Origin of the sequence: Mesorhizobium tianshanense (assembly GCF_007830515.1) — a bacterium.
GTDB lineage: Bacteria > Pseudomonadota > Alphaproteobacteria > Rhizobiales > Rhizobiaceae > Mesorhizobium > Mesorhizobium tianshanense.
The window spans coordinates 19,823-42,982 of sequence record NZ_VLKT01000056.1 but is presented as its reverse complement, the minus strand read 5'-3'; the positions used below and the strand labels follow the sequence as shown (position 1 = coordinate 42,982).

Below are 23,160 nucleotides of genomic sequence, written 5' to 3'. Positions count from 1 at the left end.
TCGAGGAACGCTATCGCCGCAAATCCACCCTGATCACCGCCCAGGTCCCGGTGGCCAGATGGCATGACCTGATCGCAGACCCCACGGTCGCTGACGCCATTCTCGACCGGATCGTGCACAACGCCCACCGCATCGTGCTTCAGGGCGACAGCATGCGAAAGCAAAAGGCCGCGCCCCTCTTGACCGGCACCGAAAACGGCGAAATCAATCATCCATGAACGCAACAAGGCACCCGAGGACCGACGCCGCCAGACTGTCCCGACATTAGCGAAACCACTGTCCGGGAATTAGCGGAACCCCTGTCCGGCTTTTGCGAAATGCGCAGTGAAAAGCCAGGGAGACAAAGGGCTGCAGATCTCTGCCGGCGGCGTGAAGGCGAAATATCCAAGTGGCTGGAAGGACGCCACCGGGCAGAACGATGCCCAGAAATACGCGCTCGGCCAATACTTGCAGGAAACGACCGCGACCAATCCTTGGGTCTACCGTTGCGTCATGCTCACGGGCATTCCTGAGCTACCCAAAGACCGGGGCCGCATCCAGCCCGCTGCGGGTGCCGTCGCCGCAAATTTCGACGCGACTAGCCTTCTAGTTGCAATGGCCACGGTTAATGGCATTCAGCAACAAGCGGTCGGGCCTGTAATAAGTTCTGGTGACCAAGGCACACTCGAAAGGATACTTGAGGATCCACTCTTCAGGTCCATCGTGCCATCCTCGCTGGATCGCAAGAAGATGGACCGCATTGCGGCGCGGCCCGCCGAGGCGAAGGAGCTCGCGACGCTCCTCGGTGAGCATCGCATCCATCTTCGGGGACACGGTGGCACTGGAAAGACGGTCCTGCTGTTGCAATCGGCCTACGAGGCCTATCTTGCCCAGGGAAAACGCTCCCTCGTCCTGACCTACAACACAGCGCTCGCCGCGGATATCCAGCGGACGCTGGCCCTGATGTCCATTCCAAGCGATAGCGAAGGTGGCGGCATTGCCGTCCGGACCGTTATGTCTTTCCTCTACTCGTGGCTCAACAAGCTTGGCCTGGCACCCAATGAGGAAGGTATCTTCGACAACTACGTACCACGCTGCAAGGAAGCACTCGAGTATTTCAGCGCGGGTGCGCTCGGTGACACGGAGGTTGCTGGAGTGAAGGCAGCGAACCCGCTCGAGCTCGGTTTCGATGCAATCCTTGTCGACGAGGCACAAGACTGGCCGCAGCCAGAGGCAGACCTCCTTGTGCGCTTGTACGGCGGCAATGCGATTTCGCTCGCAGACGGAATCGCCCAGTTAGTTCGCGGGTCCGCCACCAATTGGAAGGATTCCGTCGCCAACACGCCGAACGTCGGGAGACGCCACCTCGACGACGGCTTGCGAATGAAATCCAACCTTTGCGCATTCGCAAACGCATTTGCCGAGGAGGCTGGGTTGCCTTGGCACGTAGGCATGAACCAGAGGGCGCCGGGCGGCAGGGTCCTTGTCATCCATGGGCGCTACGACCAAATGCCCGACCTGCAAGAATCGCTGCTAGAAGACGCACTGCGCGCAGGAAACATGCCCATCGACATGCTCCATTGCGTCATACCAACGACGGTGATTCAGGATAGTGCTAGAAGGCACAGCCTCTTGGCCCGCGCCTTTGAAGCCAAATCGTGGGAGGCATGGGACGGCGTCGATGAAATCGCGAGGCGCAACTTCCCGCGATCGGTGACCGCTTTGCGCGTGCTCCAGTACGAGTCTTGCCGGGGTTTGGAAGGCTGGACCACGGTGCTCGACGGCCTTGATGGATTCTGGGAGCGGAAGAAGCAGGAGGCGTTGGCCGGTCAGGAGGCAGCCAAAGGGACGGAGTTGCCGGACGCGGCCAGACTAGCAGAGGCTGTCGCCTGGCGCTGGTGCATGATCCCAATTACACGTCCCATCGATACACTGGCGATTACGCTACACTATCCTTCAAGCACGGTGGGATCCCTGCTCGGCAGGGTGGCCAAGGCACTACCGGACCTCGTGGAGATCATGGCCTGAAGCAATCTTCAGCCGGTTCATCTCGAAATTTATCCAGCCGCGGCCGCCGCGTGCGGCTCTTGCGATCCAAATATCCTGCTGTTTAGCTCAGCTTCATCCAAAGTGGCTCGTATCGCCACTCCGATAGCTCTGGCCAGGTAAGGGGGCACTGCGTTCCCTACCTGAGTATAGCGGGGGCACTCGCGTGTCCGGCGATCCCCTCCAGTCGTGTATTTACCTCTGAACTTGAACCAGTCGGGAAAGGATTGAAGTCGAGCACTTTCCCTGACTGTTAAGATTCGAGGCTCGGAATAGTGCAGTACATCGTCCGGCAAAGTCGTAATGGTTGGCGCTGGGTCGTCCGGCGCCATCGGATAGATGCGATGCTTTTTCAAGCCATACTCACGACGGTCTTCGTCGTTCATACGCACGCCTTTCCGACACTCGGCCAGAATCCGTGCAAACCGATCTCTGACTTCATCGCCGTGGCGCGCAAGCCGCATGCTGTTGGGCGTGTCGTTCGAGCCCTCACGCATAAGCTTCTGGTAGACGCTGGATGGAGGCCTAGGGAGTGCCTCATAGAAGCCTTTGGGTGACTCTGCGTCGTGGCAAATCGCAAGTGGACGGCCGCCTACCTCAAGATCGGAAATCGCCTCGCGCGCGGTAACTCCGTCGCTCAAATGCAGGTCGCGAAGCTGGTCTTGGCGGGCTGTTTCTATCCATTCAAAAGCGCGTCCAGCACCACCCTCCAGCGACCTGGCCACATCCTTCCGTATCCCTATCGCAATGAGTCGCGATCGCTTTTGGGGAACCCCAAAACTTGATGCGTCGAGAAGTCGTGCCTCCACGTCGTAGCCCACCGCATCAAGGCTGTCCGCTAGTCTCTGGTAGAAGGACTGCTTCTGTGGTTGAGGCTGACCAAACAGGTCGACTACGGCGGCGCTTCGGTGAGCAATCCTCATGCCCGGAACATTTTCAAGGATCAGCGCCGAGGGTTTCAGCAGGGCGACAGCTTCAACGTATTTATTGAAGAGCAGATTTCGCGGATCATCCTCCATCCTTCTTCCCGCAAAGCTAAACCCCTGGCACGGTGGTCCGCCCGCCAGTATGTCCAGATGGCAACTCAGCTGAGCAAGGTTGCCGTTATGCTCGTCGAGCAGGTCGTCAATGCCCCAAGCCTTCTGTTCCAACCAACCTGGCCAATCGAAGCGATACCCTCTCGGCGAAATTTCGCTGACCAGATTTGATGAGAATGTATCGAACGCCATCCGATCGCGCTCGATTGCAAACACCCCCTTTAACCCTGCTTGGGAAAGCCCAAGGGACAGCCCCCCGCAGCCCGCGAATAGATCCACGAATCTCCGAATGGTCTCTGTCCCCCTCACGGCCTTTTTGCCGATAATCTGCGACTCTAAGTCTTCGCACGGTGATAACGGCGTCGGAGTCATCTGAACCAATTTAGGCACGCATGCAATGGCAGCGCTTGGTATTACACAACTCAACTCTACATCACCCATCGATTGTCTGCTTCGAGATTATCGACGAACTTCAGTATTAAAAAAACGGGACAACGCGGCCATGGCAGCTTTCGACATTGGGCAAAACTACACGCGTGCCGACGTGCAGGAGACTCTGAATGTCCCACACGAAAGGCGCGGCGGAAACTGGGATACCGGCTACAGCGAATATGAAGGCGCGTTCTATGTTTTCTGCAATATCGGCACGGCAGGCAGAACGGGGCACGACTATGAAAATTATTGGGATGGGAACGTCCTGGTTTGGCGAGCGAAAAACGGATCGAACGTTCGGCAGCCGCAGATCGTCAAATTGCTCTGTGGCAATCTCCCGGTCCATGTATTTTACCGGGAAGAGGATCGGCGGCCGTTCACATATGCTGGCTGCGCACGAGCAATCGAGATAGACGACGTTACGCCTGTTAAGGTTTCCTGGTCATTCGATACTGAAGCGTCACACCGACAAAGCACTCCAATCGCTCGTGAGCACAGTCAGGAAATTTTGCAACCAGATGCAAAACCCGGCTGGCGCACGAAACCGAACCGCAAGAAAATCCCTTTGTTATGATTTATCTGGGTGCCGAAATCGGCTGGACGAAACCGTGCGCGCACAAGAAGCTCGCTCTGCGCCAAGCCGCATGACCAGCTCCATGGCCGCCCCTTTTTGCAGAACTTGACGCACACAACCAAAGGAAATGAGGGTTCTCACCGTTTAGTGTCACCGCATGACCAGGATTTTGCCATCGAACCGAATTTGGCAATGAGGACGGCGAGCGTCGCAACGAAAAGTACATAAGCAAGCACGGCCTGCCATGCTCCCATGGGCAAACCAATCATCAGCAGCGTATCGTTCCCGCCGGGAATAAGTAGCGCACCCAATCCCATAAGGGTGCCGGCAAGCGTTCTCCTGACTGCAGTCTTGACTGTCGGCCATTTTAGCGTGAAGCGCCGCCTCATAAATCTTGCGGAAGCAAAGCTGCCCGCGAACATGCAGACCGAGATCACGGCGCCAGCGACAGGTATCGAAACGATCGATCCGATCGGTGCTGTGATCGAGAACCCGGGTTCGAAAATGGCCACCAGCGTAAAGGTGATCCCGATCGCTCCCATCGACAAAGTCAGCCGCATGAAGTTGGATTCTGATCTTCGTGATACACCGAATCTCAGCGCCAGAACGGCCAACAGTGCAAGTGCGATAAGGGCCGGTCCAACCGGCAGCGAAGCACTTGTTGGCGGCTGATCCGGAACCAGATCGAACAGAGATTCGGCGTAAAAAACCGCAAAGATGCCGAGAAACGCGAATCCGAAGTCAATTTCGCCATTTCCTATATGCCCAACCGACCCGAACACGCATGCACCGTTCAGATACGTACCGAGCCCGAACAACATGGCTGCCGGAACCAGATAGGCGAGTGGCAACCAACCCTGTGGCATCGTCGGCGACGCTTTGAGGATTGCGTAGACGAGCGCCGCCAACACGGCGCCCTCGACGAGCACAATGAATCGCGCCGGCCTCTTCTCCGAGACCAATTCCCTCGTGGCAATGACTGTGCAAATCGATCCTTGGTTAAGCGCGAAGCCGAGGACAAATCCCAACACCCCGAGCAAAGCTATGCCCGCCCAAATCTTCATGGTTGCGGCTGCAGGGCCTGACCCTGTTATGTTCACGAGGAATTCGCTCATTAGGCAATCGAAGTCGCGCCCGCGGCGCCGAGAAAGGTATTTGAGCCGCAGACGAGGACATTGCGAACCGGAAAGTTTCCGAACAAATGCTGGCCGAAGCGCGTGGGCCTTTTCCGGCGCGTGCTCGCCAAACCTCGCGTGGTCATCTTAGACTCCTTTGCCTGTCGCCGGGGACTATCCAGACGTGTCTGCGGAGAAGCCACGAACGAAGTCGATCACCTTGGCCGAAGACATTTCGCACGGTCGCAAATGAACTTCACCCGCCGGGGTACGATAGAGATTGAAGCTAACAATTTCGCGGCCCCCGAGTTCACGAGCGAATAGCTTCGTGCAGCCGGTCGATCTGTCGATGGTGATGCCATAGGCCGACCCGCCATAGCTGCCACGTGTAAAGCCATTGGGAAGCCTTCCAAGACTGTCCAGGAAAGCCGAGAGTTCATATACTTTGGTCATCTCTGCCTTTAACCTTGCCTCTCCTTTGATCATCCGATGAGCGCGGCTGGTGTGCTTGTCGGCGAGGAATGGAGCTCGGCTGCGGTAATCCTATTGCCTGAGTGCCCTCACGCCGAATCGATCCCCCAGGTACCCAATGCTCATTGCGATCAGAACCGGTCGCATCGACCAGGCATGCCGGAATGTGTAGCGGCTCTCGTTCTTCACGGATGCAGATGAGCCTGCCGGCTATTCGGCCGCGACCCGGCGTGGCAGCACCCAGTCGGAGCGCGGGTAATGGCAGCTGTAGCCGCCGGGGTAGCGCTCCAGGTAATCCTGGTGCTCCGGCTCCGCATACCAGAAGTCTCCCGCCGGCTCGACCTCGGTCATGACTTTACCCGGCCACAGGCCCGAAGCGTCCACATCTGCGATGGTGTCCTCGGCTATGCGCTTTTGCTCGTCGTCGACGTAGTAGATTGCCGAGCGATAGGAGCTGCCGAAGTCGTTGCCCTGTCGATTTCGTGTGGTGGGATCGTGAATCTGGAAGAAATACTCCAGGATCCGACGATAGCTGATCATCTCGGGATCGAAGATGATCTCGATGCCCTCAGCATGGTTGCCGTGATTGCGATAGGTCGCATACAGCACGTCGCCGCCGGTATAGCCGACGCGGGTTTCGATCACCCCGGGCAGCTTGCGGATAAGGTCCTGCATGCCCCAGAAGCAGCCACCGGCCAGAACAGCTTTCTCGGTCATTTTAGATCTCCTCTACCAAGCTGAGATAAGCGCCATACCCCTCGGCCTCCATTTCGTCGCGCGGGATGAAGCGCAGTGCTGCCGAATTGATGCAGTAGCGCAACCCGCCCTGGTCTTCAGGGCCGTCGGGAAAGACATGGCCAAGGTGACTATCGCCATGCACTGAGCGAACTTCGGTGCGGATCACACCATGCGTGTCGTCCCGCAGTTCGTTGACGTTTGCCGCCACGACGGGCTTGGTGAAGCTCGGCCAGCCGGTGCCGGAGTCGAACTTGTCGGTCGAGGAGAACAGCGGTTCGCCGGAAACGACGTCGATATAAATGCCCGGCTCCTTGTTGTCATGATACTCCCCTGTGAAGGGGCGCTCAGTGCCGTGTTCCTGGGTTACCTGATACTGCGCCGGCGTGAGCCTGCTGACCGCTTCATTGGTCTTTGCGTATTTCATCACCTGCTCCATTATTTCGAAATTTTGGTCCAAATTCGCGGGACGTCACGGGGATTGCTAAGGCTGTTGTTCAGCCTTTGCACAACAATGCAACAACGGCTGCCACGATACTATTGCACGAAGGTATTGGCGATACCTTCGCATCGGTTTGCATGATCAGCGGGCTGTCCGGCGGGAGGTACGGTATCAAGAATACTTAGCAGGCGCCTGATCTCGCGCACCGCTGCAGTCGGAGCCGGCGTTGCTGGCTAGCGGCCATCGCCGCATCGCGCCGCCTCAGCGTTTGGGAGCACCAACTCCCGCTACGGCCATGTCTTGGGTTCCGGAAGACAGGACCACCACAGCCGACATTCCGGGCCGCAGACGATCGAGGTCGGCTTGTCCTGGATCGAAGGTGATCTTGACCGGAATGCGCTGGACGATCCGGGTGAAATTGCCAGTTGCGTTGTCAGCCGGCAGGAGCGCGAACTGTGCTCCGCTGGCAGGGGACAGGCTCTCGACGCGCCCGTTGAACTCTCTCCCGGGAATCGCATCGATCGAGATCGCTATACTGTCTCCAATCCGCAGGCCCGCAATCTGTGTCTCTTTGAAATTGGCGACGACCCAGAAATCTTGAGGCACGACCGCAACCAGCAGAGTACCCGCGCGGACATACTGCCCGACCCTGGCCTGGCGTTCAGCCACCCAACCCTCAGCGGGCGACCGCACGACGGTACTCTCAAGTTCGATCTCGGCCAGCGTCAGGGCCGCCGTGGCGGCGGCGATGTCGGCCTCAAGCTGCGGGCGCTGGGTCTCAAGCACCTGCATCTGCTGCCGAGCGGCAGCCAGGTTTGCCCGGGCTTCGGCGATCTTCGCGCGCGCTCGTAGATGATCCGCTTCCGTTTGATCGCTCATCGACTGCGAAGCCCAACCGCCTTTGGTCAGTTTGTGAGCGCGCGCGAAATCGCGCGCGGCGCGGTTGGCGTCGGCTTCGGCACCTTGCAACGCCGCGATCGCCTGTTCAACAACAGCGCGCTGCAAGTCGATCCGGCTGGAAAGATTGGCGAGCAACGCGCGGTGCATGGCGACCCCGGCGGCAGCTTGGTCGACCCGTGCGCGATAGTCACGGTCATCAATCCGGAACAGAATGTCCCCAGCCGACACCGCCTGGTTGTCACTCACGGCGACCTCGACGATGAAACCGCCGACCCTCGGACTGATGGGCGTGACGTCGCCGCGCACGTAGGCATTGTCGGTCGAAGTCGAACGCAGAACCGTGAGCCATCGTCCCGGCTGTAACGAAGTCGCCGCCGCGGCAAACACCGCTCCGGCCACAAGCAGACTGCTCAATCCGGCGCTTAGCAGCTTCATGGTCACGCTCCTCCGCCAACGCTCGGCGGCCGCAAGGGTGGCGAGCGGCCGATCCCGAAGATCCCGATCGCGCCGATCAACAGAATGGAAACAACAAGAAGCAACGCGTCGTTGAACGCCAATACCCACGCCTCCCGCCGCGCAGTCGAGGCTAAGAGACCGACCGCGCGGGCTGTCGTGTCGCTGTCGTCGACAAGTCGGTTTGCGAGCGCTCCCGCGACCGTCGTCAGACGATCAGCATCGAGCGTGTGGTAGAGCGACACATTCTCGGTAATGACGCTGGAGTGATATTTTTCGCGTTCGGTGACGAAATGGGACACCAACCCGACCCCAAGGGTGGCGCCTCCGAGCGTCGTTGCGTTGAAAGCAAGGGAGGCTGTCGGAAGGTCTGCAGGCTTCAGCACGGACGTGCCGACGACCATGGCCGGTACTAGGAACAGCAATTGGCCTATCGAGAAGACCACGAGCGCCAGACGGAATTGATCGGCGGCAAAGAGCGCGGTGCCGTCGAGCACCAACGCGGCCCCTACGGCGCACAGCGCAAAGCCGAGCGCCATGACTGCGCGCATGTCGAAACGATGTATGAGATGCCAGACTAGCGGGAATGCGACGAGCTGCGGGATTGCCGCCCATAGCATCAACTCAGCGATCTCTAAGGGCCGATAGCCTTGAATGACCGCAAGGAACTGCGGAACGAGATACACGGTTACGACCAGGCTGACGCGAAACACAAGGTTGAGTGCGATCGGGACGCCGAATTTTCGCGTGACCAGCAGCTGGGGCAACATGATCGGCAATGGTGAGAACCGCAGCAGAAATGCGAACCCGGCCCACGCGGCGATCGAAGCTGCAGTACACCAGAGGATCGTTTTGTTCTCGAACCAGAAACGCCGCGTGCCCTGACTGAGCAAGAGCGTTAGCGTCGCCAGTGCAATCGACAGCAGGGTCAGGGCGATCCAATCGGTCTTGAGCGCCGACAAATCTGGACTTTCCTGATGTGGCGCCCAGGCGTGTGCAGCGAGGGCCAAGATCGCACCGATGCCGGCCTGGATCAGGAACAGAGTCTGCCAGCCAAAGCTGTCTTCGACAAAGCCGGCGATGACCGGTCCTAGCGAGCCGGGGAACAGAAGCACGAAAGCGAGCAAGGTCACGCCGAATGGAAGGCGAGGCCCGCCCGTGACCATGAAGACGGCGACGAACGCCGCGGGACCGAAACCGCCCGCCGCAAACCCCTGGATCGTGCGTAGTGCGATCATCACTTGGAGATCGGGGGCCGTAGCACAGGCCAACGCGGTGACGGCAAAGGTGGTGGCGCCAACTATGAGATATCGGCCGATGCCAAGAAATCTGATCAGAGAACCCGAGGTGACGATCCCCGCAAAACTGGCCATCGTGTAAACCGTCAAGATCCACGACGCCTCGTCGGGCGTGGAAAAGAGGCCACCTTGGATGTCTGCGATATTGGTCGACGGAAACTGCGCCGACAGGGTAATGAATAGTGACCCGGCCAAGCCGGTACCAAGAAACAGAACCTTACTTGGCGTCAGCGCATTCGGCACCGTCATGATGGTGAAACTCGTTGCTTTTAATTTATTCGCACTGGAGATCCCCAACGCTACCGCTTAGCCGCATGAAGTCTATTGTATGAAGGTGTCGCCGATACTTTGGCATTGGTTGACGCGTGCAACTGCTGTCGGCGAAGATCTCGGGCGCCCAGGTTGGCCAGAAGCCGATATTTGCCTGCCACTAGCGGCGGCCTCGGCGCGTTCGGTGAACGCCCAGCAGTCAAACCTCAAGTTCCGCTGCCCAGCAAACAAGAACCGATCCGAAAGTATCGCCGATACTATGGGGCAATAGATTTGTCTCTGTTGAGAGCCGATTTCTGTGCCGCCACTCCAAGGACACGGCGGGGGTAAATTCCCTCCCCGGAAATTCGCACTCAATTAGGAGATCAATCATGCCCCATAAAATCGCTGTTCTGGTGGGAAGCCTCCGCGTCGGTTCGCTCAATCGGAAGATTGCCGAGCTGCTTGTCCGTCTGCGGCCCGATGACCTCAGCCTGGAGATTGTCGGCATCGGTGATCTGCCGTTCTACAATGAAGACATCGAGGAGAACGCGCCGCCGGAGTGGCAGGAATTCCGTGAACGCATCAAAGCGGCAGACGCCATTCTCTTCGTGACGCCGGAGTATAACCGATCCGTTCCGGGAGCGCTCAAGAACGCAATTGACGTGGGGTCCCGTCCATATGGGGCAAGCGTGTGGAACGGAAAGCCAGGTGGGGTGATCACGGCTTCGCCGGGCGCAATCGGGGGGTTCGGGGCCAATCACCACCTCCGCCAGATGTTCGTTTTCCTCAACGTGCTAGTCATGCAGCAACCTGAAGCCTACTTGAGCCACGCTAGCGAAATCTTCGACGAGAGTGGGGCACTGGCAGATGAGAGGACTCTGGACTTTCTCACCAATTTCCTCGACGCCTACGCCCAGTGGGTGACGGCGTGTCTTAGCCATGCAGATGTCGGCCAGAAACGTTCAAACTCACAAGCTAGCCGCACCTTGGTGAGCGCTTGAAAGCCCGCGAACGCTATGTCAAATGACAAGTGTCGGGCGGAAGATGTCTTCCGCTCGTTGTTTGAACCTCCGACGATGTATGGCCCCGACTCTAGCAGTCGGCGAGAACCATGCCGATCAGTTCGCGCATAGCGGCACGGACATGTTGGGTAGTCGTTTCAATCGATTCATCCAAGCACCACGCTGCGGCCAAACCGCTCCGCTCAGCGCGTACTGAACTCCGGACTCCGTCCCTCAGAGTGAATGGCCTGGGCCCGTTAAGGCGAAACGCCATCCGGCCGGCAGATGAGCTGACCGCTGACACCTGTTGCGAACTCGTCCACGCGCGGCCCACGTCGGCTGCCTGGTTTCGAATTGGATCGTTACTTCACCAAAGCCAACACGAAAGTATTGCCGATACCATCGTGCAATAGATTTGCCGTCACTGACAGTCGATCTGTACGTCACGTCCCGAATTGATCGAAGGCAGAGGAGGCTCGGATGCCAGCAATGTCGTTAACGCCCACCCGGCGCGGGCTACTTGCCGCCGCGGCGGCCGCCGGAGCGCTCGGCCTACTCCCGGGAACGCTGCGCGCCGCCGGGAGCGACCCGATCCGCCCCTTTACGGTCAACATCCCTCAGGCGGAGATTGATGAACTCCGGCGACGCATCGCGGCGACGCGCTTGCCCGACCCGGAAACGGTCGATGACCGCTCGCAAGGGATAAAGCTGGCGAGCTTCCAGGAGACCATGCGCTACTGGGGGACCGAATACGACTGGCGCAAGGCTGAGCACAAGCTGAACGCACTCCCGCAATTCATCACCGAGATCGACGGGCTCGACATTCATTTCATCCAGGTGAAATCCCGTCACGCCAATGCCTTGCCTCTCATCATCACGCACGGCTGGCCCGGCTCGGTTATCGAGCAGCTGAAGGTCATCGGGCCGCTGACCGATCCGACAGCCCATGGGGGCCAGGCGGAGGACGCATTCGACGTCGTGATCCCCTCGATGCCGGGTTACGGCTTCTCCGGCAAGCCGACCGGCACGGGCTGGAATCCCGAGCGCATCGCTCGAGCCTGGGCGGAACTGATGCAGCGCCTCGGCTACAACCGCTACGTCGCCCAGGGCGGTGACTGGGGCTCCCCCGTCTCGAGCGCGATGGCCCGCCAAGCGCCGGCGGGATTGCTCGGAATCCACATCAACCTGCCGGCGACGATACCGCCCGAGGTGGCTGCTGCGCTCGCCGCCGGGGGACCGGCGCCGGCGGGACTCTCCGAGAAGGAGCGCGCGGCGTTCGCCTCACTCGAGACATTCTTCAAGAAATACAGGGCCTACGGCGCGATAATGGGCACTCGGCCACAGACGATCGGCTACTCCCTGGCGGACTCGCCGGTGGGGCTTGCAGCCTGGATATTCGATTACAACAACGGCGAGCCGGAGCGCGTACTCGACCGAGACGACGTGCTGGACAATGTCACCCTCTATTGGCTGACGAACACTGGAACCTCGGCAGCGCGGCTGTACTGGGAGACCAGCGGCCAAAGCGTTATTCTCGCCGCAGCGCAGAAGACCAGCGACATCTCGCTCCCGGTCGCCGTCACGGTGTTTCCGGGGGAAGTCTATCGCGCGCCGGAGACTTGGGCGCGGCGCGCCTATCGCAATCTGATCTACTTCAACGAGGTCGACAAGGGCGGCCACTTCGCGGCCTGGGAGCAACCAGAGCTCCTCGCTAGCGAGGTGCGCGCTGCCTTCAGGCAGCTGCGCAAATCCACCTGAATCCGCAGCGCACCCTCACTGCGTAACACTATCGTCAGACGAAGGAGAAAAGTCATGTACGGAACAGCGCCAACCCGACGGGACGTCCTTGCCACCTTTGCTGCCGCAGGCGCCGTTAGCCTGTTGCCCGAGCAGCTTGCCGCTGCGGCCTCGGATCGCTCCATTCGTCCCTTCACCGTGAAAGTGCCGCAAGCCGCGATCGATGACCTCCGCGGCCGCATCGCGGCGACGCGCTGGCCCACCCAGGAGCTCGTCGACGATCGGTCGCAGGGCGTGCAACTGGCGACGCTGCGGGCGCTCGCCCGCTACTGGACGAGCGAGCACGACTGGCGCAAATGCGAGGCACGACTGAACGCGCTGCCGCAGTTCATCACCGAGATCGACGGGGTCGATATCCACTTCATCCACGTCAGGTCACGGCATGAGAACGCGTTGCCGCTGATCATGACACACGGCTGGCCCGGCTCGGTTGTCGAACTCCTCGACACCGTCGCTCCCCTGACCGACCCAACCGCGCACGGTGGCAACCCCGAGGACGCATTCCACCTGGTGCTGCCGTCCCTGCCCGGTTATGGCTTCTCGGGCGAACCAACCGAGCTCGGTTGGGACGCCGGCCGCACTGCGCGGGCGTGGGCGGAGTTGATGCACCGCCTAGGCTATACTCGCTACGTCGCCCAGGGCGGCGACGTGGGCGCCCTCGTCACGGACCTAATGGGCCGCCAGGCGGTCGAGGGTCTGGTCGGCTACCACTTGAACCTGCTGCCGGCGGTGCTCGCCATCGGCGACCAACTGCCCAAGAAATCCGAACAGGAACGCACAGCAGCCGGGGCGTTCGCGAAGTTCAGAGACGATGGCTTCGGTTATTTCCTCGAGATGGCGACGCGGCCGCAGACGATCAGCTACGCCATGCTGGATTCACCCGTCGCGCTGGCGGCCTGGATGCTCGATCACGACACCGACAGCTACTACAAGATCTCCCGCGCGTTCGTCGACGGCAAGCCCGTGGGCAATCTCACCCGGGATACCATCGTCGACAACATCACCTTGTACTGGCTGACCGGCACCGCGGCGTCGGCGGCCCGGTCGTATTGGGAGGACGCACGAGCGCTGGCCGCAGCGCTTGCGAGCGGCCAGCCTCCTCCGGCGGTCAAGGTTCCAGTCGGCTTCACGACTTTTCCCGGCGAGATCTGGGCTTCTCCGCGCAGTTGGGTCGAGGCGGTCTATCCTGACCTCGCGTACTTCAACGAGGTCGACAAAGGCGGACACTTTGCCGCCTGGGAGGAGCCGAAGCTTTTCTCGGCCGAACTGCGTGCGGCCTTCAGGTCGCTTAGGTCCGCAGGCTGATCGCTCAACCCCGCAAGGACGAGAGGATATCTACATGAAAACGACCCGATCTGTGGCCCGCGTCGTAGCGGCATTGTTCATCGGCAGCGGTTTGCTGTCGGAGATGGCGCAAGCGCACGACACAGCTACCGGCGAAACCGTCACCGTCGCGGCGGACGAGCCAATTCCGCATCTGCCAGGGAAGCGCCTGGTCGCCCACGTCGTAGACTACGAACCTAGGGCGAGTTCGGCCGCGCACCATCACCCTCACTCCGCGTTCATCTACGCCTATGTCGTCTCGGGCGCGATCCGGAGCCAGGTCGGTGAGGAGCCTGCCCGCATCTACCGGGCCGGTGAAGCGTGGTTCGAGAAGCCCGGCTCCTATCATCGGGTGAGCGGGAATGCGAGTGACAGCGAGCCGGCGCGCCTGCTTGCCGTGCTCGTCGTCGACGGGCCCGATGAGCAGCTGGTGATCCCCGACCCGCAATGAAGCACCGCACCGAAGGGCACGAAACATGTCTCAGCGGATGAACTACTACGCGGCCTCGCCGGCCGGGATGAAGGCGCTCGGCGTCGTCTACGCACACGTGCGCCAGTCGGGGTTTTCCTCGCGTCTAGTCGATCTTGTGTTCCTGCGCGTTTCGCAGATCAACGGATGCGCCTATTGCATCGACACGCATTCGCGCGACCTCCTCAAGGCCGGATTGCCTGTCGAGCATCTTGTCCTCGTCGCCGTGTGGCCCGAGGCCGGCAGCATCTTCGACGAGCGGGAAAAGGCGGCGCTCGCGTGGGCGGAAGTCGTGACTCGCCTCGGCGACCGGGGCGTGCCGGATGACGCTTACTCGGCTGCGGCCGCAGCCTTTGGCGAGAAGCAACTGGTCGACCTGACGATCGCGATCGGCCTTATGAACGCTTACAACCGAGTGGCGATCAGCTTCCGTGCGATGCCCATGGCGCTCGTCGCCTGAGCACCCGGACCAGCACCGTTGAGACGAGGAGAATGACATGAAAATCACACGGATCATCGCGGCAGCGGCGCTAATTGTCGCAAGCGCTTTGGCACAGCAGACGGCGCAGGCGCAGTTCGCAGAACTCGAGCGCACAAATCTCATGCAGCACAATCTGAGCGTCCCGCGACGCGAGGTCATCCAGGTGCGCGTCGATTTCCCTCCCGGGGCAGTTGCTGCCACGCATATCCATCCAGGTGAAGAGCTCGTCTATGTCATCGAGGGCGTGCTTGAGTACGAGCTCGAGGGCCAGCCGCAAATAACGGTCAAGGCCGGCGAGGTGCTGTTCATCCCGTATGGAACCCCCCACGCTGTGAAAAACGTCGGCAGTGGCAACGCGACAGAGCTCGCCACCTACATCGTCGAAAAAGGCAAACCGCTTGCCGTGCAAGGTAAGTGAACGATCCCACGCATCATCATCAAGCTTAAGGAGACCCAAATGGCCACCATGACTCAAGTGCACAACGAGGCTGTAATCGAGAGCGCGCGACCCGTCGACCTGAAGTTCGAGGTGACCGCCATCCCCGTGTCGGACGTCGAACGCGCCAAGGACTTTTATAGCAATCTCGGATGGAGGCTCGATGCCGATTTCGTCGTCGGCGATACCTTCCGGGGCGTGCAGTTCACGCCTCCGGGCTCCCCCGCCTCGATCCACTTCGGCAAGGGAGTCACACCGGCCGCGCCAGGCACTGCGAGTGGGCTCTTTCTCGTCGTCTCAGATATCGAGGCGGCGCGCGCCGAGCTTGTCAGCCGTAGTGTCGATGTGAGCGAAATCTTCCATGTCGCCGGCCCGGGACATCCGCCGGTGCCTGGCCTGGATCCGGAGCGGCGCAGTTACCACACCTACGCCACGTTCAAGGACCCGGACGGCAACACCTGGCTATTGCAGGAGATCAACGCCCGGTTCCCGGGCCGGATCGATTCGAACACGACGAGCTTCACCTCCGCCTCCGACCTGGCGAACGCGATGCGGCGCGCGTCGGCCGCCCACGGCGAGCACGAGAAGCGGAACGGCGGCCAGCGGGACGAGAACTGGCCGGATTGGTATGCCGAGTACATGGTGGCGGAACAGGCCGGCAAGCCGCTGCCCTGGTGAGCAGCGGCTACCGCGTGATCGATTTGCCAGCCAGGCCAAGTTTTTGAGGGAGCCCCAATGGACGCCATCGCCACCAGGAACGATCTCGACTCCAATGCCAAGAAGGCATCAATCGCACTTCTAAACGCCCGGCTCGCCGACGCGATCGATCTCGCTCTGCTCACCAAGCAAGCCCACTGGAACGTCAAGGGTCCGCAGTTCATTGCTGTCCACGAGATGCTCGACGCGTTCCGCACGGAGATCGACGGCCACGTCGACACGATCGCGGAGCGCGCGGTGCAGCTTGGCGGCATTGCGGAAGGCACGTCGCAAGTGATCGCGAAGGCGACGCCGTTGAAGCCATACCCGACCGACATTTCCAAGACGAAGGACCATCTGGCGGCACTCATCGAACGCTATGCGCAAGCGGCGAAGCTGGCGCGCTCCGCGATCGACGATAGCGACGAGACGGGCGACGCCGGCACCGCGGACATTTTCACCGCCTACTCGCGCTCGCTCGACAAGCTGTTGTGGTTTCTGGAGGCGCACACGCAGGAGAAGGAGTAAGCATTGGACCGAAAAGTGCAAAGCGGTCGGACAATCCGATGCTGAAACATCAGCTAGAGGAGTCGCCGAGCCCTTCGGCGACTTTCCACACAAGATCTAGGAGCGGCAGATTGCCTCGCGCGCCCGCCGCTCCTGGGCGGCCGGCCATGCGGCAAATTTCCACCGGCATTCGACCTCGCCGCTCGCGAAAGGAGCGCCCTGCTGATGGACCCGCACAATCGATCATAACCTGGACAGCCGCATCATGCGCCAGCGGCGAGCGCTATGCTGCGATTCCAAACACTGACCGACCCCATCGAACGAAGCTGGTGTAGCAGGTCGTCTACGGTTCCATGGCGCCCAGTCGGAAGACCCAGAAGATGCAGTTGAGGAAGACACGACGGTCGTTCACCCGCAGCACCCGCGTGGCTTGCCTTTAGCATCGGCTTGATGACAGCCCACTCACGGTCGCATATTCAAGGCCCCCCAGTTGAGGGCTTGGATCACGCGCCGACGGCGCGATCCGAGAAACCTCGGGTCTTGCACCCGCCCATGCGCTGCGCGGTCAGGTGATAGCTCTCAAATCGGCAATTACCTTCGTGGCCAGTTTCTCCGATAAACGCCACAACTCTAGTTCACCTTCAAATAGATCGGCAACCTGCCCGCCATCCAGTCTGTCATAAATCCCCTCGTGGGCTCCCCTGATCGTGCTCAAGATGGCCTGGACTAGGCCGACAAAAGTCACTAGCTCCACACAAACAGGACCAAGAAGGCCGATATTTCCCAAATTCGCGTGGTAGATCGACAGGATTTCCATTCTCCCGTCCTGTTCGCTTAGCCACTCCCGAACGGCGTTTTCGTTCCCCGCCCTCGCGGCGTCGGCCGCCGCTTGGCACCGGGCGGGCATGTCCCGTCTGTTGACGATCCTCTGGAACGCCTCAATTTCGGCAGCCAGCGCTTGAGCCAAAGACTTTCGTCGCACAGCGAGATCTGCCTCGAGAGTCCGGATTTGGGCAAAGTAGCCGATGCCGCCGCCTACCAACGCGCCGATCAGGCCGGAGAAAAGTGGGATCAGGACCGTCCACTCGAAGTCGATCAAGCTTACTACCTCCAAGCGGTAGAGACCCAGCTCATATCACGTCGACGCGCTTACGCGTTCCTGGGCGCGGGCCATCGTCAATTGATCCACATCTCAAACAGACTGTACGGCCTGCTGCCGGTTTGATCGCTTAGGTTGTCCCAACGGTGAGGACGATCTTTCCCTTCGGCCGAGGCCGTACGCCCTCGAGCATTAGGTGGGCCTCGTGCGCATCCGCGAAGGGTAGGACCGCACCGACATGAGTTTTGAGATTTCCACCGTCGATCAGGCCTGCGATCTCCGCCAGATGTTGGCTTGTGACCTTGACCAGAAAGAAGGCTGCTTCGACACCATGGCTCTGAGCGAGGTTCTGATCTGGACTTGAAACTGCCGAAATCAGCTTGCCGCCTCGACGGAGGACCTGAAACGAACGCTCCTGTGTTTCGCCACCGACTAGATCGATGACCACGTCCGCGTCGCGAATCGCGTCCTCAAAGCGCTGGGTCTGGAAATCGATCACCGAGCTAGCGCCGAGCTCGTGCACAAAGGGTAGGTCCTCCGTGGCAGCCGTCGCGAAAGTTCGCAGACCCGCGCGACGGGCCAGCTGGACCGCATAGGCTCCAACATTCCCTGCCCCTCCATGAATGAGCACTGTCTGGCCAGCTTTTAGTTGGGCTTGGTCAAACAACCCCTGCCAGGCAGTCACGGCAATGACAGGAACAGAGGCAGCTTCAGTGTGGGTTAGCGAGTTTGGCTTTCTTGATACCATCGCCGCGGAAGCCACGGCAAATTCGGCGTAGGCGCCGACAAAACGGGGGTTCGTAACCCCATAAACCTGTTCGCCCGCACGCAAGTCAGACACCTCAGGCCCCAAGGCGACGATTTCACCGGACAGATCCGAGCCTAAAGTGAGGGGGAGCGGTTGCGGCAAAACGCTCTTGCCAGCTCTAATCCAGCCATCCCATGGTCCGACCCCTGCAGCTTCAATCTTAATGAGGACTTCGCCGGGACCGGGCTTGGGCCGAGAGACTTGTTCGAACCTCATAACGTCCGGGCCTCCAAACTGATGCACGCGCCAAGCCATCATTGAATTATCCGACTGATCCAAGTCGGCTTCACGAACTGTGCTGCTGGCGATCATTTCATGCTCCTTGAGTGAACGAGCCGGCCAATTTTTCGCAGAGGTATTCGCGCCTGTTGGAGGTCGCGACTGTTGTTTTCCTTCAAAGTATCTCGTGTCTGACTGATATGACACCGGATGCGGCCCAGCATGCCAGAGGAGTCGCGCTGAATCGATAGTGCGATGGTGTCACCAATACTTTGGTATTGGCAAACGAAGTCTGCCAGGTGTCTTCGCCGGCCGCGATCAATAAGTTGGAATTCCTGCGCGCGAACAATACCAACGTATCGGCGACACCATCGTGCAATAGATTTGTTGTCGCAGAACAGTCGATCTTGTGCGCCGGGCCAGGCGAGATTCCAAGGTGTGGGCACTAACTAACCGGCTCGCGTCGACAACTCGGATGCAGCACCCGTGGACAATACGGACGATCGCCGCCATGCAGCAGAGGACGCCATGATCTTCACCATCAAAGTCAACGGCCAGGCGCATATCGTGGATGTCGACGACGACACTCCTTTGTTGTGGGTGCTGCGGGACGTGCTTGGCATGACCGGCACGAAATTCGGCTGCGGTATGGCGCTCTGCGGTGCCTGCACCGTGCATGTCGACGGGGTCGCCATCCGCTCCTGCGTCACGCCCATCGACAGCGTCGGAACCTCCGAGATCACGACGATCGAGGCAATCGGCGCGACGGTGGTGGGCGCAAGGATCCAGAAGGCCTGGCTCGATCGGGAAGTCGTTCAGTGCGGCTACTGCCAGTCGGGCCAGATCATGTCTGCTGCGGACCTCCTCGCCACCAACGCCAATCCAACCGATGCCGAAATCGACGACGCAATGTCGGGCAACATTTGCCGCTGCGGAACCTATGCCCGCATTCGCGAAGCCATCAAGCAGGCCGCAGCGACCTGAGAGGAGGGTCAGCCATGATAGTCGATCAACAGGCACCCCGAGTTTCCGGTCCGAGCGAACCGCCCTCGGTGAACACCCTCTCCCGGCGCAACTTTCTCCGGGCCGGCGCCGCTGCGGGCGGAGGTCTGGTGCTGAGTCTTCGCCTGCCGTTCGCAACCGGCGAAGCCGAAGCCGCCGCCGACAATGTCTTCACGCCGAACGCCTTTGTCCGGATCGGCAGTGACGGCAAGATCGTCCTGATTATGCCTTACGTCGAAATGGGTCAGGGCACCTATACGGCGATACCAATGCTAATCGCTGAAGAGCTGGAGGTGGAGCTCCAACAGATTCGGCTGGAACATGCTCCGCCCAACGAAAAGCTTTACGTGAACCCGTTGCTGGGAATTCAGGCGACCGGCAACTCAAATGCCATCCGCGGGGCATGGCAGCCGCTCCGCCAGGCCGGTGCTGTCGCGAGGAACATGCTTGTGACCGCGGCGGCGAGACACTGGAATGTCGACCCGACGAGCTGCCACGCGGAACGCGGTGAGGTGATTCACGAGGCGACGGGACGGCGCTTGAGCTACGGCGAGCTTGCCGCGGAAGCGGCACGAATGCCTGTTCCCGAAAACGTCGCGCTAAAGCGACCGCAGGACTTCAACCTCATCGGCACGCCGGCCAAGCGCCTCGACACGCCCGCGAAGGTGAACGGAACGGCGGTCTTCGGCATTGACGTTCGCCCGCCCGGGGTGAAGGTCGCGACCCTTGCCCAGTCGCCGGTCTTCGGCGGTCGGTTGAAAAGCGTCGACGATACGGCGGCCAAGGCTATCAATGGCGTGCGTCAGATTGTGAGGCTCGACGACGCTGTCGCCGTGGTGGCCGACCACATGGGCGCGGCGAAGAAGGGCCTCGAGGCACTGGTCACTGAATGGGACGACGGGCCGCACGCCAGGCTCACCACCGAAGCGATCGCCGCCGAACTCGACGAGGCGTTGCTCACGCCGGGAGCCGTTGCGGAAAACATTGGCGATGTCGACCACGCGATGGCGGGCGCCGCCACCAAGGTCGAGGCAACCTATCGGCTTCCGTTCCTCGCGCATGCGACTATGGAGCCGATGAACTGCACGGTCCATCTGCGCGAGGATGGCTGCGAGATCTGGGTTGGCACGCAAGCCCTCGCAAAGGCCCAGGCGACTGCTGCGGAAACCGCTGGCCTGCCATTGGACAAGGTCGTCGTGCACAATCACCTGATCGGCGGCGGTTTCGGCCGCAGGCTCGAGGCAGACTGGATCGCTCGCGCTGTGGAGATTGCCAAACACGTCGACGGCCCCGTCAAGGTCGTGTGGACGCGTGAAGAAGACATCCAACACGACATGTATCGGCCGATGTTCGCCCACCGGCTGTCCGCCGGCCTCGACGGCATGGGAATGCCGGTCGCCTGGAACAACCACTATGCCGGCTCGTCGGTCATCGCGAGATACCTGCCGCCCGCGTTCAACAATGGTCTCGATCCAGACACGACCGAAGGCGCCATCGACCTCGTTTACGACCTCCCGAACCTGCACGTCGAGTATGTGCGGGTGGAGCCGCCTGGCATTCCGACCGCGTTTTGGCGCAGTGTCGGACCCTCGCGCAATGTCTTTGTGGTCGAAAGCTTCATGGACGAGCTGGCGGCGGCCGTGAAGCAAGACCCGGTCGCATACCGGCTCGCGCTGCTCGACAAGACGCCTCGGGCTAAGGCTGTCCTCGCGCTCGCCGCCGAAAGGATCGGCTGGGGGGAGAGGTTGCCGCCACGGGTCGGCCGGGGGGTCTCACTACAGAACGCGTTTGCAACCCACATGGCGCAGATTGCCGAGGTTGAAGTAGCGAAGGACGGCACAGTTCGCGTTCGGCGCGTCGTCTGCGCGGTCGATTGTGGCACAGCTGTCAATCCCGACACTGTCGCGGCTCAGATTCAGGGCGGGATCATATTCGGCATCACCGCGGCGCTCTATGGCGAGATCACGCTCAAGGACGGCCGCGTCGAGCAGGGCAACTTCGACACTTACCAAATCCTGCGCATGGACGAGGCGCCGAATATCGAGGTCCACATCGTGCAAAGCCAGGAGTTGCCAGGCGGCATGGGCGAGGCCGGAACTTCGGCCATCGGCCCCGCCGTTACCAATGCGATCTTCGCGGCCACCGGCAAGCGCCTGCGAAAGCTGCCCGTCGAGGCCTCCGCCTTGAAGCAGCCGGTATGAACGGAAATACGGGATGAACGAGCTGCTTGCCAGAATTCTGGACGCACACGGTGGGGTGGACCGCTGGACGCGCTACGAAAAGGTCGAGGCCACGATCGTAAGCGGCGGGGGCTTGTTCGCGCTCAAAGGCGTGCTGCAGGATTCAGCCCCGCGCCGCATGGCCGTGTGGTTGCATGAGGAACGCTCGTCCGTATCGCCCTATGGAGCTCCCGATCAGCGCACGATGTTTACGCCCGAGCGGATCGCCATTGAGAAGCTCGATGGCGCGCTGGTTGCTGAGCGCCACGCACCCAGGGATTCGTTTGCGGGCCACCAGATGAATACGCCTTGGGACCCACTGCATCGAGCCTATTTCAACGGCGAGGCCCTGTGGACCTATCTAGCCACACCCTTCCTTCTTGCGATGGACGGCGTTCGGGTCGAGGAGACTGAGCCGTGGCGGGAAGGCGAAGAGACGTGGCGAGTGCTGCGCGCTTGCTTTCCTGGTTCGATTGAGACGCATTGCCTCGTTCAGGACTTCTACTTCGGTGAAGACCTGATGCTGCGCCGCCATGACTACACTGTGAACATTGCAGGCGGCTTAGCCGCCGCGCAGTTAACGTCAACCTATGCTGAGGCCGACGGTATTCGTCTACCGACCAAGCGTCGTGCTTATGCGCGCGGGCCGGATCGTCGCCCCATCCTGAACATGCTGTTGGTCTCCATCGACATCGGCGACGTGAACTTCTTCTCTTCATCCTTACCAACCGTTCAAAACCAGAAAGGGGTATCGCCATGGTGACACGGGGCTTTGCGGGCAAGGCGGGCAATTTCGATCAGTCGATGCGTCTTCCGCCGGGTCAGCATGTCGTCGCGGATTTCCCGGTGCTCACGGCCGGGCCGACGCCACGCATCAAAACGGAGGACTGGTCGTTCACGCTGAAGGACGGCATCAGGCCGGTGAAGAGCTGGAACTGGACCGAATTCAACGCGCTGCCGCAGACCAGGATGACGCGCGACATCCATTGCGTGACCACATGGTCGAAGTTCGACACGGCGTGGGAGGGAGTGCTGGTGGACGACATCCTCGGCGACGCCGGCATCGAGCCGCCGACCGGCTTCACGTTCGCCCATTCCTATGACGGCTACACCACCAATGTGCCGACCGCCGACCTCGTCGTCGGCAAGGCTATGGTTGCGCTGCGCTATGAAGGAAAGCCGATCCCGCCCGACCATGGCGGGCCGTCGCGACTGCTCGTGCCGCATCTTTATTTCTGGAAGTCGGCCAAGTGGATCAACGGGCTGCAGTTCACCCAGAAGGACGAGCTGGGATTCTGGGAACTGCGCGGCTACCACCGCTACGGGGATCCGTGGCGGGAACAGCGCTACACGAACGATTGACACATCC

The 23,160-nt window shown here is 60.6% G+C and carries 24 protein-coding genes; 15 read left to right on the top strand and 9 right to left on the bottom strand.

The window, feature by feature from the left end; genetic code table 11:
* Together IQ26_RS31535 and IQ26_RS31530 are read left to right on the top strand one after the other, a co-directional pair.
* Positions 1-218, top strand: a 218-nt coding sequence (locus IQ26_RS31535) for an ATP-binding protein (RefSeq protein ID WP_162458126.1), incomplete at its 5' end; no start/stop codon positions are given.
* A gap of 106 nt (positions 219-324) precedes the next feature.
* The gene (locus IQ26_RS31530; protein WP_145722291.1) at positions 325-2,007 is read left to right on the top strand and encodes a DEAD/DEAH box helicase; all 1,683 of its coding nucleotides are present in this window, start codon (positions 325-327) and stop codon (positions 2,005-2,007) included.
* Positions 2,008-2,036: 29 nt separating this feature from the next.
* On the opposite strand, the gene IQ26_RS31525 is transcribed toward IQ26_RS31530, so the two are convergent.
* A complete protein-coding gene (locus tag IQ26_RS31525) occupies positions 2,037-3,503 on the bottom strand; it encodes a DNA cytosine methyltransferase (RefSeq protein WP_240547326.1) in 1,467 nt (488 codons plus the stop codon).
* A 61-nt stretch (positions 3,504-3,564) separates the two neighbouring features.
* Here IQ26_RS31525 and IQ26_RS31520 point away from each other — a divergent pair, with 61 nt between their 5' ends.
* Entirely contained in the window at positions 3,565-4,068 is a 504-nt protein-coding gene (locus tag IQ26_RS31520) for a DUF3427 domain-containing protein (protein WP_338101653.1), read from the top strand.
* Positions 4,069-4,205: 137 nt separating this feature from the next.
* Here IQ26_RS31520 and IQ26_RS31515 read toward each other — a convergent pair whose 3' ends face one another.
* The 6 genes from IQ26_RS31515 to IQ26_RS31490 all read right to left on the bottom strand — a co-directional run bounded on the left by IQ26_RS31515 (position 4,206) and on the right by IQ26_RS31490 (position 9,779).
* Positions 4,206-5,183, bottom strand: a complete 978-nt coding sequence (locus IQ26_RS31515) for a YeeE/YedE thiosulfate transporter family protein (protein WP_145722289.1) — start codon at positions 5,181-5,183, stop codon at positions 4,206-4,208.
* A gap of 174 nt (positions 5,184-5,357) precedes the next feature.
* Entirely contained in the window at positions 5,358-5,636 is a 279-nt protein-coding gene (locus IQ26_RS31510; protein ID WP_145722288.1) for a hypothetical protein, read from the bottom strand.
* A gap of 228 nt (positions 5,637-5,864) precedes the next feature.
* Positions 5,865-6,371 carry a peptide-methionine (S)-S-oxide reductase MsrA gene (gene msrA, locus IQ26_RS31505; protein ID WP_145722287.1) on the bottom strand — a complete coding sequence of 169 codons (507 nt, stop codon included), beginning with the start codon at positions 6,369-6,371 and terminating at the stop codon, positions 5,865-5,867.
* Position 6,372: 1 nt separating this feature from the next.
* The gene (gene msrB / locus IQ26_RS31500; RefSeq protein WP_145722286.1) at positions 6,373-6,816 is read right to left on the bottom strand and encodes a peptide-methionine (R)-S-oxide reductase MsrB; all 444 of its coding nucleotides are present in this window, start codon (positions 6,814-6,816) and stop codon (positions 6,373-6,375) included.
* Between the two features lie 276 nt (positions 6,817-7,092).
* The gene (locus IQ26_RS31495) at positions 7,093-8,166 is read right to left on the bottom strand and encodes an HlyD family secretion protein (protein ID WP_240547327.1); all 1,074 of its coding nucleotides are present in this window, start codon (positions 8,164-8,166) and stop codon (positions 7,093-7,095) included.
* 2 nt (positions 8,167-8,168) lie between these two features.
* A complete protein-coding gene (locus IQ26_RS31490; protein ID WP_240547325.1) occupies positions 8,169-9,779 on the bottom strand; it encodes an MFS transporter in 1,611 nt (536 codons plus the stop codon).
* Between the two features lie 344 nt (positions 9,780-10,123).
* Here IQ26_RS31490 and IQ26_RS31485 point away from each other — a divergent pair, with 344 nt between their 5' ends.
* From IQ26_RS31485 to dps, 8 genes are all read left to right on the top strand, one after another.
* Positions 10,124-10,735: an NADPH-dependent FMN reductase gene (locus IQ26_RS31485; protein WP_145722284.1), complete on the top strand. Its 612-nt coding sequence runs from the start codon at positions 10,124-10,126 to the stop codon at positions 10,733-10,735.
* A gap of 480 nt (positions 10,736-11,215) precedes the next feature.
* A complete protein-coding gene (locus IQ26_RS31480; RefSeq protein WP_145722283.1) occupies positions 11,216-12,493 on the top strand; it encodes an epoxide hydrolase family protein in 1,278 nt (425 codons plus the stop codon).
* 54 nt (positions 12,494-12,547) lie between these two features.
* Entirely contained in the window at positions 12,548-13,837 is a 1,290-nt protein-coding gene (locus tag IQ26_RS31475; RefSeq protein WP_145722282.1) for an epoxide hydrolase family protein, read from the top strand.
* A gap of 34 nt (positions 13,838-13,871) precedes the next feature.
* Positions 13,872-14,306, top strand: a complete 435-nt coding sequence (locus IQ26_RS31470) for a cupin domain-containing protein (protein ID WP_145722281.1) — start codon at positions 13,872-13,874, stop codon at positions 14,304-14,306.
* A gap of 25 nt (positions 14,307-14,331) precedes the next feature.
* Positions 14,332-14,784: a carboxymuconolactone decarboxylase family protein gene (locus IQ26_RS31465; protein WP_145722280.1), complete on the top strand. Its 453-nt coding sequence runs from the start codon at positions 14,332-14,334 to the stop codon at positions 14,782-14,784.
* A gap of 37 nt (positions 14,785-14,821) precedes the next feature.
* Positions 14,822-15,223: a cupin domain-containing protein gene (locus IQ26_RS31460; protein WP_145722279.1), complete on the top strand. Its 402-nt coding sequence runs from the start codon at positions 14,822-14,824 to the stop codon at positions 15,221-15,223.
* A 39-nt stretch (positions 15,224-15,262) separates the two neighbouring features.
* Positions 15,263-15,919: a VOC family protein gene (locus IQ26_RS31455; protein WP_145722278.1), complete on the top strand. Its 657-nt coding sequence runs from the start codon at positions 15,263-15,265 to the stop codon at positions 15,917-15,919.
* A gap of 57 nt (positions 15,920-15,976) precedes the next feature.
* Complete coding sequence (dps, locus tag IQ26_RS31450; protein ID WP_145722277.1) at positions 15,977-16,465, top strand: DNA starvation/stationary phase protection protein Dps; 489 nt, start codon at positions 15,977-15,979, stop codon at positions 16,463-16,465.
* A gap of 544 nt (positions 16,466-17,009) precedes the next feature.
* On the opposite strand, the gene IQ26_RS31445 is transcribed toward dps, so the two are convergent.
* Together IQ26_RS31445 and IQ26_RS31440 are read right to left on the bottom strand one after the other, a co-directional pair.
* Positions 17,010-17,543, bottom strand: coding sequence for a hypothetical protein (locus IQ26_RS31445; protein WP_145722276.1), 534 nt, complete (start codon positions 17,541-17,543; stop codon positions 17,010-17,012).
* A gap of 130 nt (positions 17,544-17,673) precedes the next feature.
* Entirely contained in the window at positions 17,674-18,663 is a 990-nt protein-coding gene (locus tag IQ26_RS31440) for an NADP-dependent oxidoreductase (protein ID WP_240547324.1), read from the bottom strand.
* A 435-nt stretch (positions 18,664-19,098) separates the two neighbouring features.
* Between IQ26_RS31440 and IQ26_RS31435 the strand changes: the two genes are divergently transcribed.
* The 4 genes from IQ26_RS31435 to IQ26_RS31420 are packed head-to-tail and all read left to right on the top strand — an operon-like array spanning position 19,099 to position 23,153.
* Complete coding sequence (locus tag IQ26_RS31435) at positions 19,099-19,554, top strand: (2Fe-2S)-binding protein (RefSeq protein WP_145722294.1); 456 nt, start codon at positions 19,099-19,101, stop codon at positions 19,552-19,554.
* A 14-nt stretch (positions 19,555-19,568) separates the two neighbouring features.
* On the top strand, positions 19,569-21,773 hold the full coding sequence (locus IQ26_RS31430) for a xanthine dehydrogenase family protein molybdopterin-binding subunit (RefSeq protein ID WP_145722275.1): 2,205 nt from the start codon (positions 19,569-19,571) through the stop codon (positions 21,771-21,773).
* A 13-nt stretch (positions 21,774-21,786) separates the two neighbouring features.
* Positions 21,787-22,554 (top strand): hypothetical protein, encoded by a 768-nt coding sequence (locus IQ26_RS31425; protein ID WP_145722274.1) that lies wholly within the window; start codon positions 21,787-21,789, stop codon positions 22,552-22,554.
* Entirely contained in the window at positions 22,548-23,153 is a 606-nt protein-coding gene (locus tag IQ26_RS31420; protein WP_145722273.1) for a sulfite oxidase-like oxidoreductase, read from the top strand. The genes IQ26_RS31425 and IQ26_RS31420 overlap by 7 nt, the downstream gene beginning before the upstream one ends.
* Positions 23,154-23,160: the final 7 nt, after the last annotated feature.

Excerpts from the sequence above, each read along its gene's own strand:
- IQ26_RS31440 (WP_240547324.1), bottom strand. The coding sequence starts at position 18,663 with ATGATCGCCAGCAGCACAGTTCGTGAAGCCGACTTGGATCAGTCGGAT.
- IQ26_RS31475 (WP_145722282.1), top strand. The coding sequence starts at position 12,548 with ATGTACGGAACAGCGCCAACCCGACGGGACGTCCTTGCCACCTTTGCT.
- IQ26_RS31425 (WP_145722274.1), top strand. The coding sequence starts at position 21,787 with ATGAACGAGCTGCTTGCCAGAATTCTGGACGCACACGGTGGGGTGGAC.
- IQ26_RS31495 (WP_240547327.1), bottom strand. The coding sequence starts at position 8,166 with ATGAAGCTGCTAAGCGCCGGATTGAGCAGTCTGCTTGTGGCCGGAGCG.
- msrA (WP_145722287.1), bottom strand. The coding sequence starts at position 6,371 with ATGACCGAGAAAGCTGTTCTGGCCGGTGGCTGCTTCTGGGGCATGCAG.
- IQ26_RS31465 (WP_145722280.1), top strand. The coding sequence starts at position 14,332 with ATGTCTCAGCGGATGAACTACTACGCGGCCTCGCCGGCCGGGATGAAG.
- IQ26_RS31520 (WP_338101653.1), top strand. The coding sequence starts at position 3,565 with ATGGCAGCTTTCGACATTGGGCAAAACTACACGCGTGCCGACGTGCAG.
- IQ26_RS31480 (WP_145722283.1), top strand. The coding sequence starts at position 11,216 with ATGCCAGCAATGTCGTTAACGCCCACCCGGCGCGGGCTACTTGCCGCC.
- IQ26_RS31430 (WP_145722275.1), top strand. The coding sequence starts at position 19,569 with ATGATAGTCGATCAACAGGCACCCCGAGTTTCCGGTCCGAGCGAACCG.
- IQ26_RS31510 (WP_145722288.1), bottom strand. The coding sequence starts at position 5,636 with ATGACCAAAGTATATGAACTCTCGGCTTTCCTGGACAGTCTTGGAAGG.
- IQ26_RS31420 (WP_145722273.1), top strand. The coding sequence starts at position 22,548 with ATGGTGACACGGGGCTTTGCGGGCAAGGCGGGCAATTTCGATCAGTCG.
- dps (WP_145722277.1), top strand. The coding sequence starts at position 15,977 with ATGGACGCCATCGCCACCAGGAACGATCTCGACTCCAATGCCAAGAAG.
- IQ26_RS31455 (WP_145722278.1), top strand. The coding sequence starts at position 15,263 with ATGGCCACCATGACTCAAGTGCACAACGAGGCTGTAATCGAGAGCGCG.
- IQ26_RS31470 (WP_145722281.1), top strand. The coding sequence starts at position 13,872 with ATGAAAACGACCCGATCTGTGGCCCGCGTCGTAGCGGCATTGTTCATC.
- IQ26_RS31435 (WP_145722294.1), top strand. The coding sequence starts at position 19,099 with ATGATCTTCACCATCAAAGTCAACGGCCAGGCGCATATCGTGGATGTC.
- IQ26_RS31485 (WP_145722284.1), top strand. The coding sequence starts at position 10,124 with ATGCCCCATAAAATCGCTGTTCTGGTGGGAAGCCTCCGCGTCGGTTCG.
- IQ26_RS31460 (WP_145722279.1), top strand. The coding sequence starts at position 14,822 with ATGAAAATCACACGGATCATCGCGGCAGCGGCGCTAATTGTCGCAAGC.
- IQ26_RS31515 (WP_145722289.1), bottom strand. The coding sequence starts at position 5,183 with ATGAGCGAATTCCTCGTGAACATAACAGGGTCAGGCCCTGCAGCCGCA.
- IQ26_RS31525 (WP_240547326.1), bottom strand. The coding sequence starts at position 3,503 with ATGGGTGATGTAGAGTTGAGTTGTGTAATACCAAGCGCTGCCATTGCA.
- msrB (WP_145722286.1), bottom strand. The coding sequence starts at position 6,816 with ATGAAATACGCAAAGACCAATGAAGCGGTCAGCAGGCTCACGCCGGCG.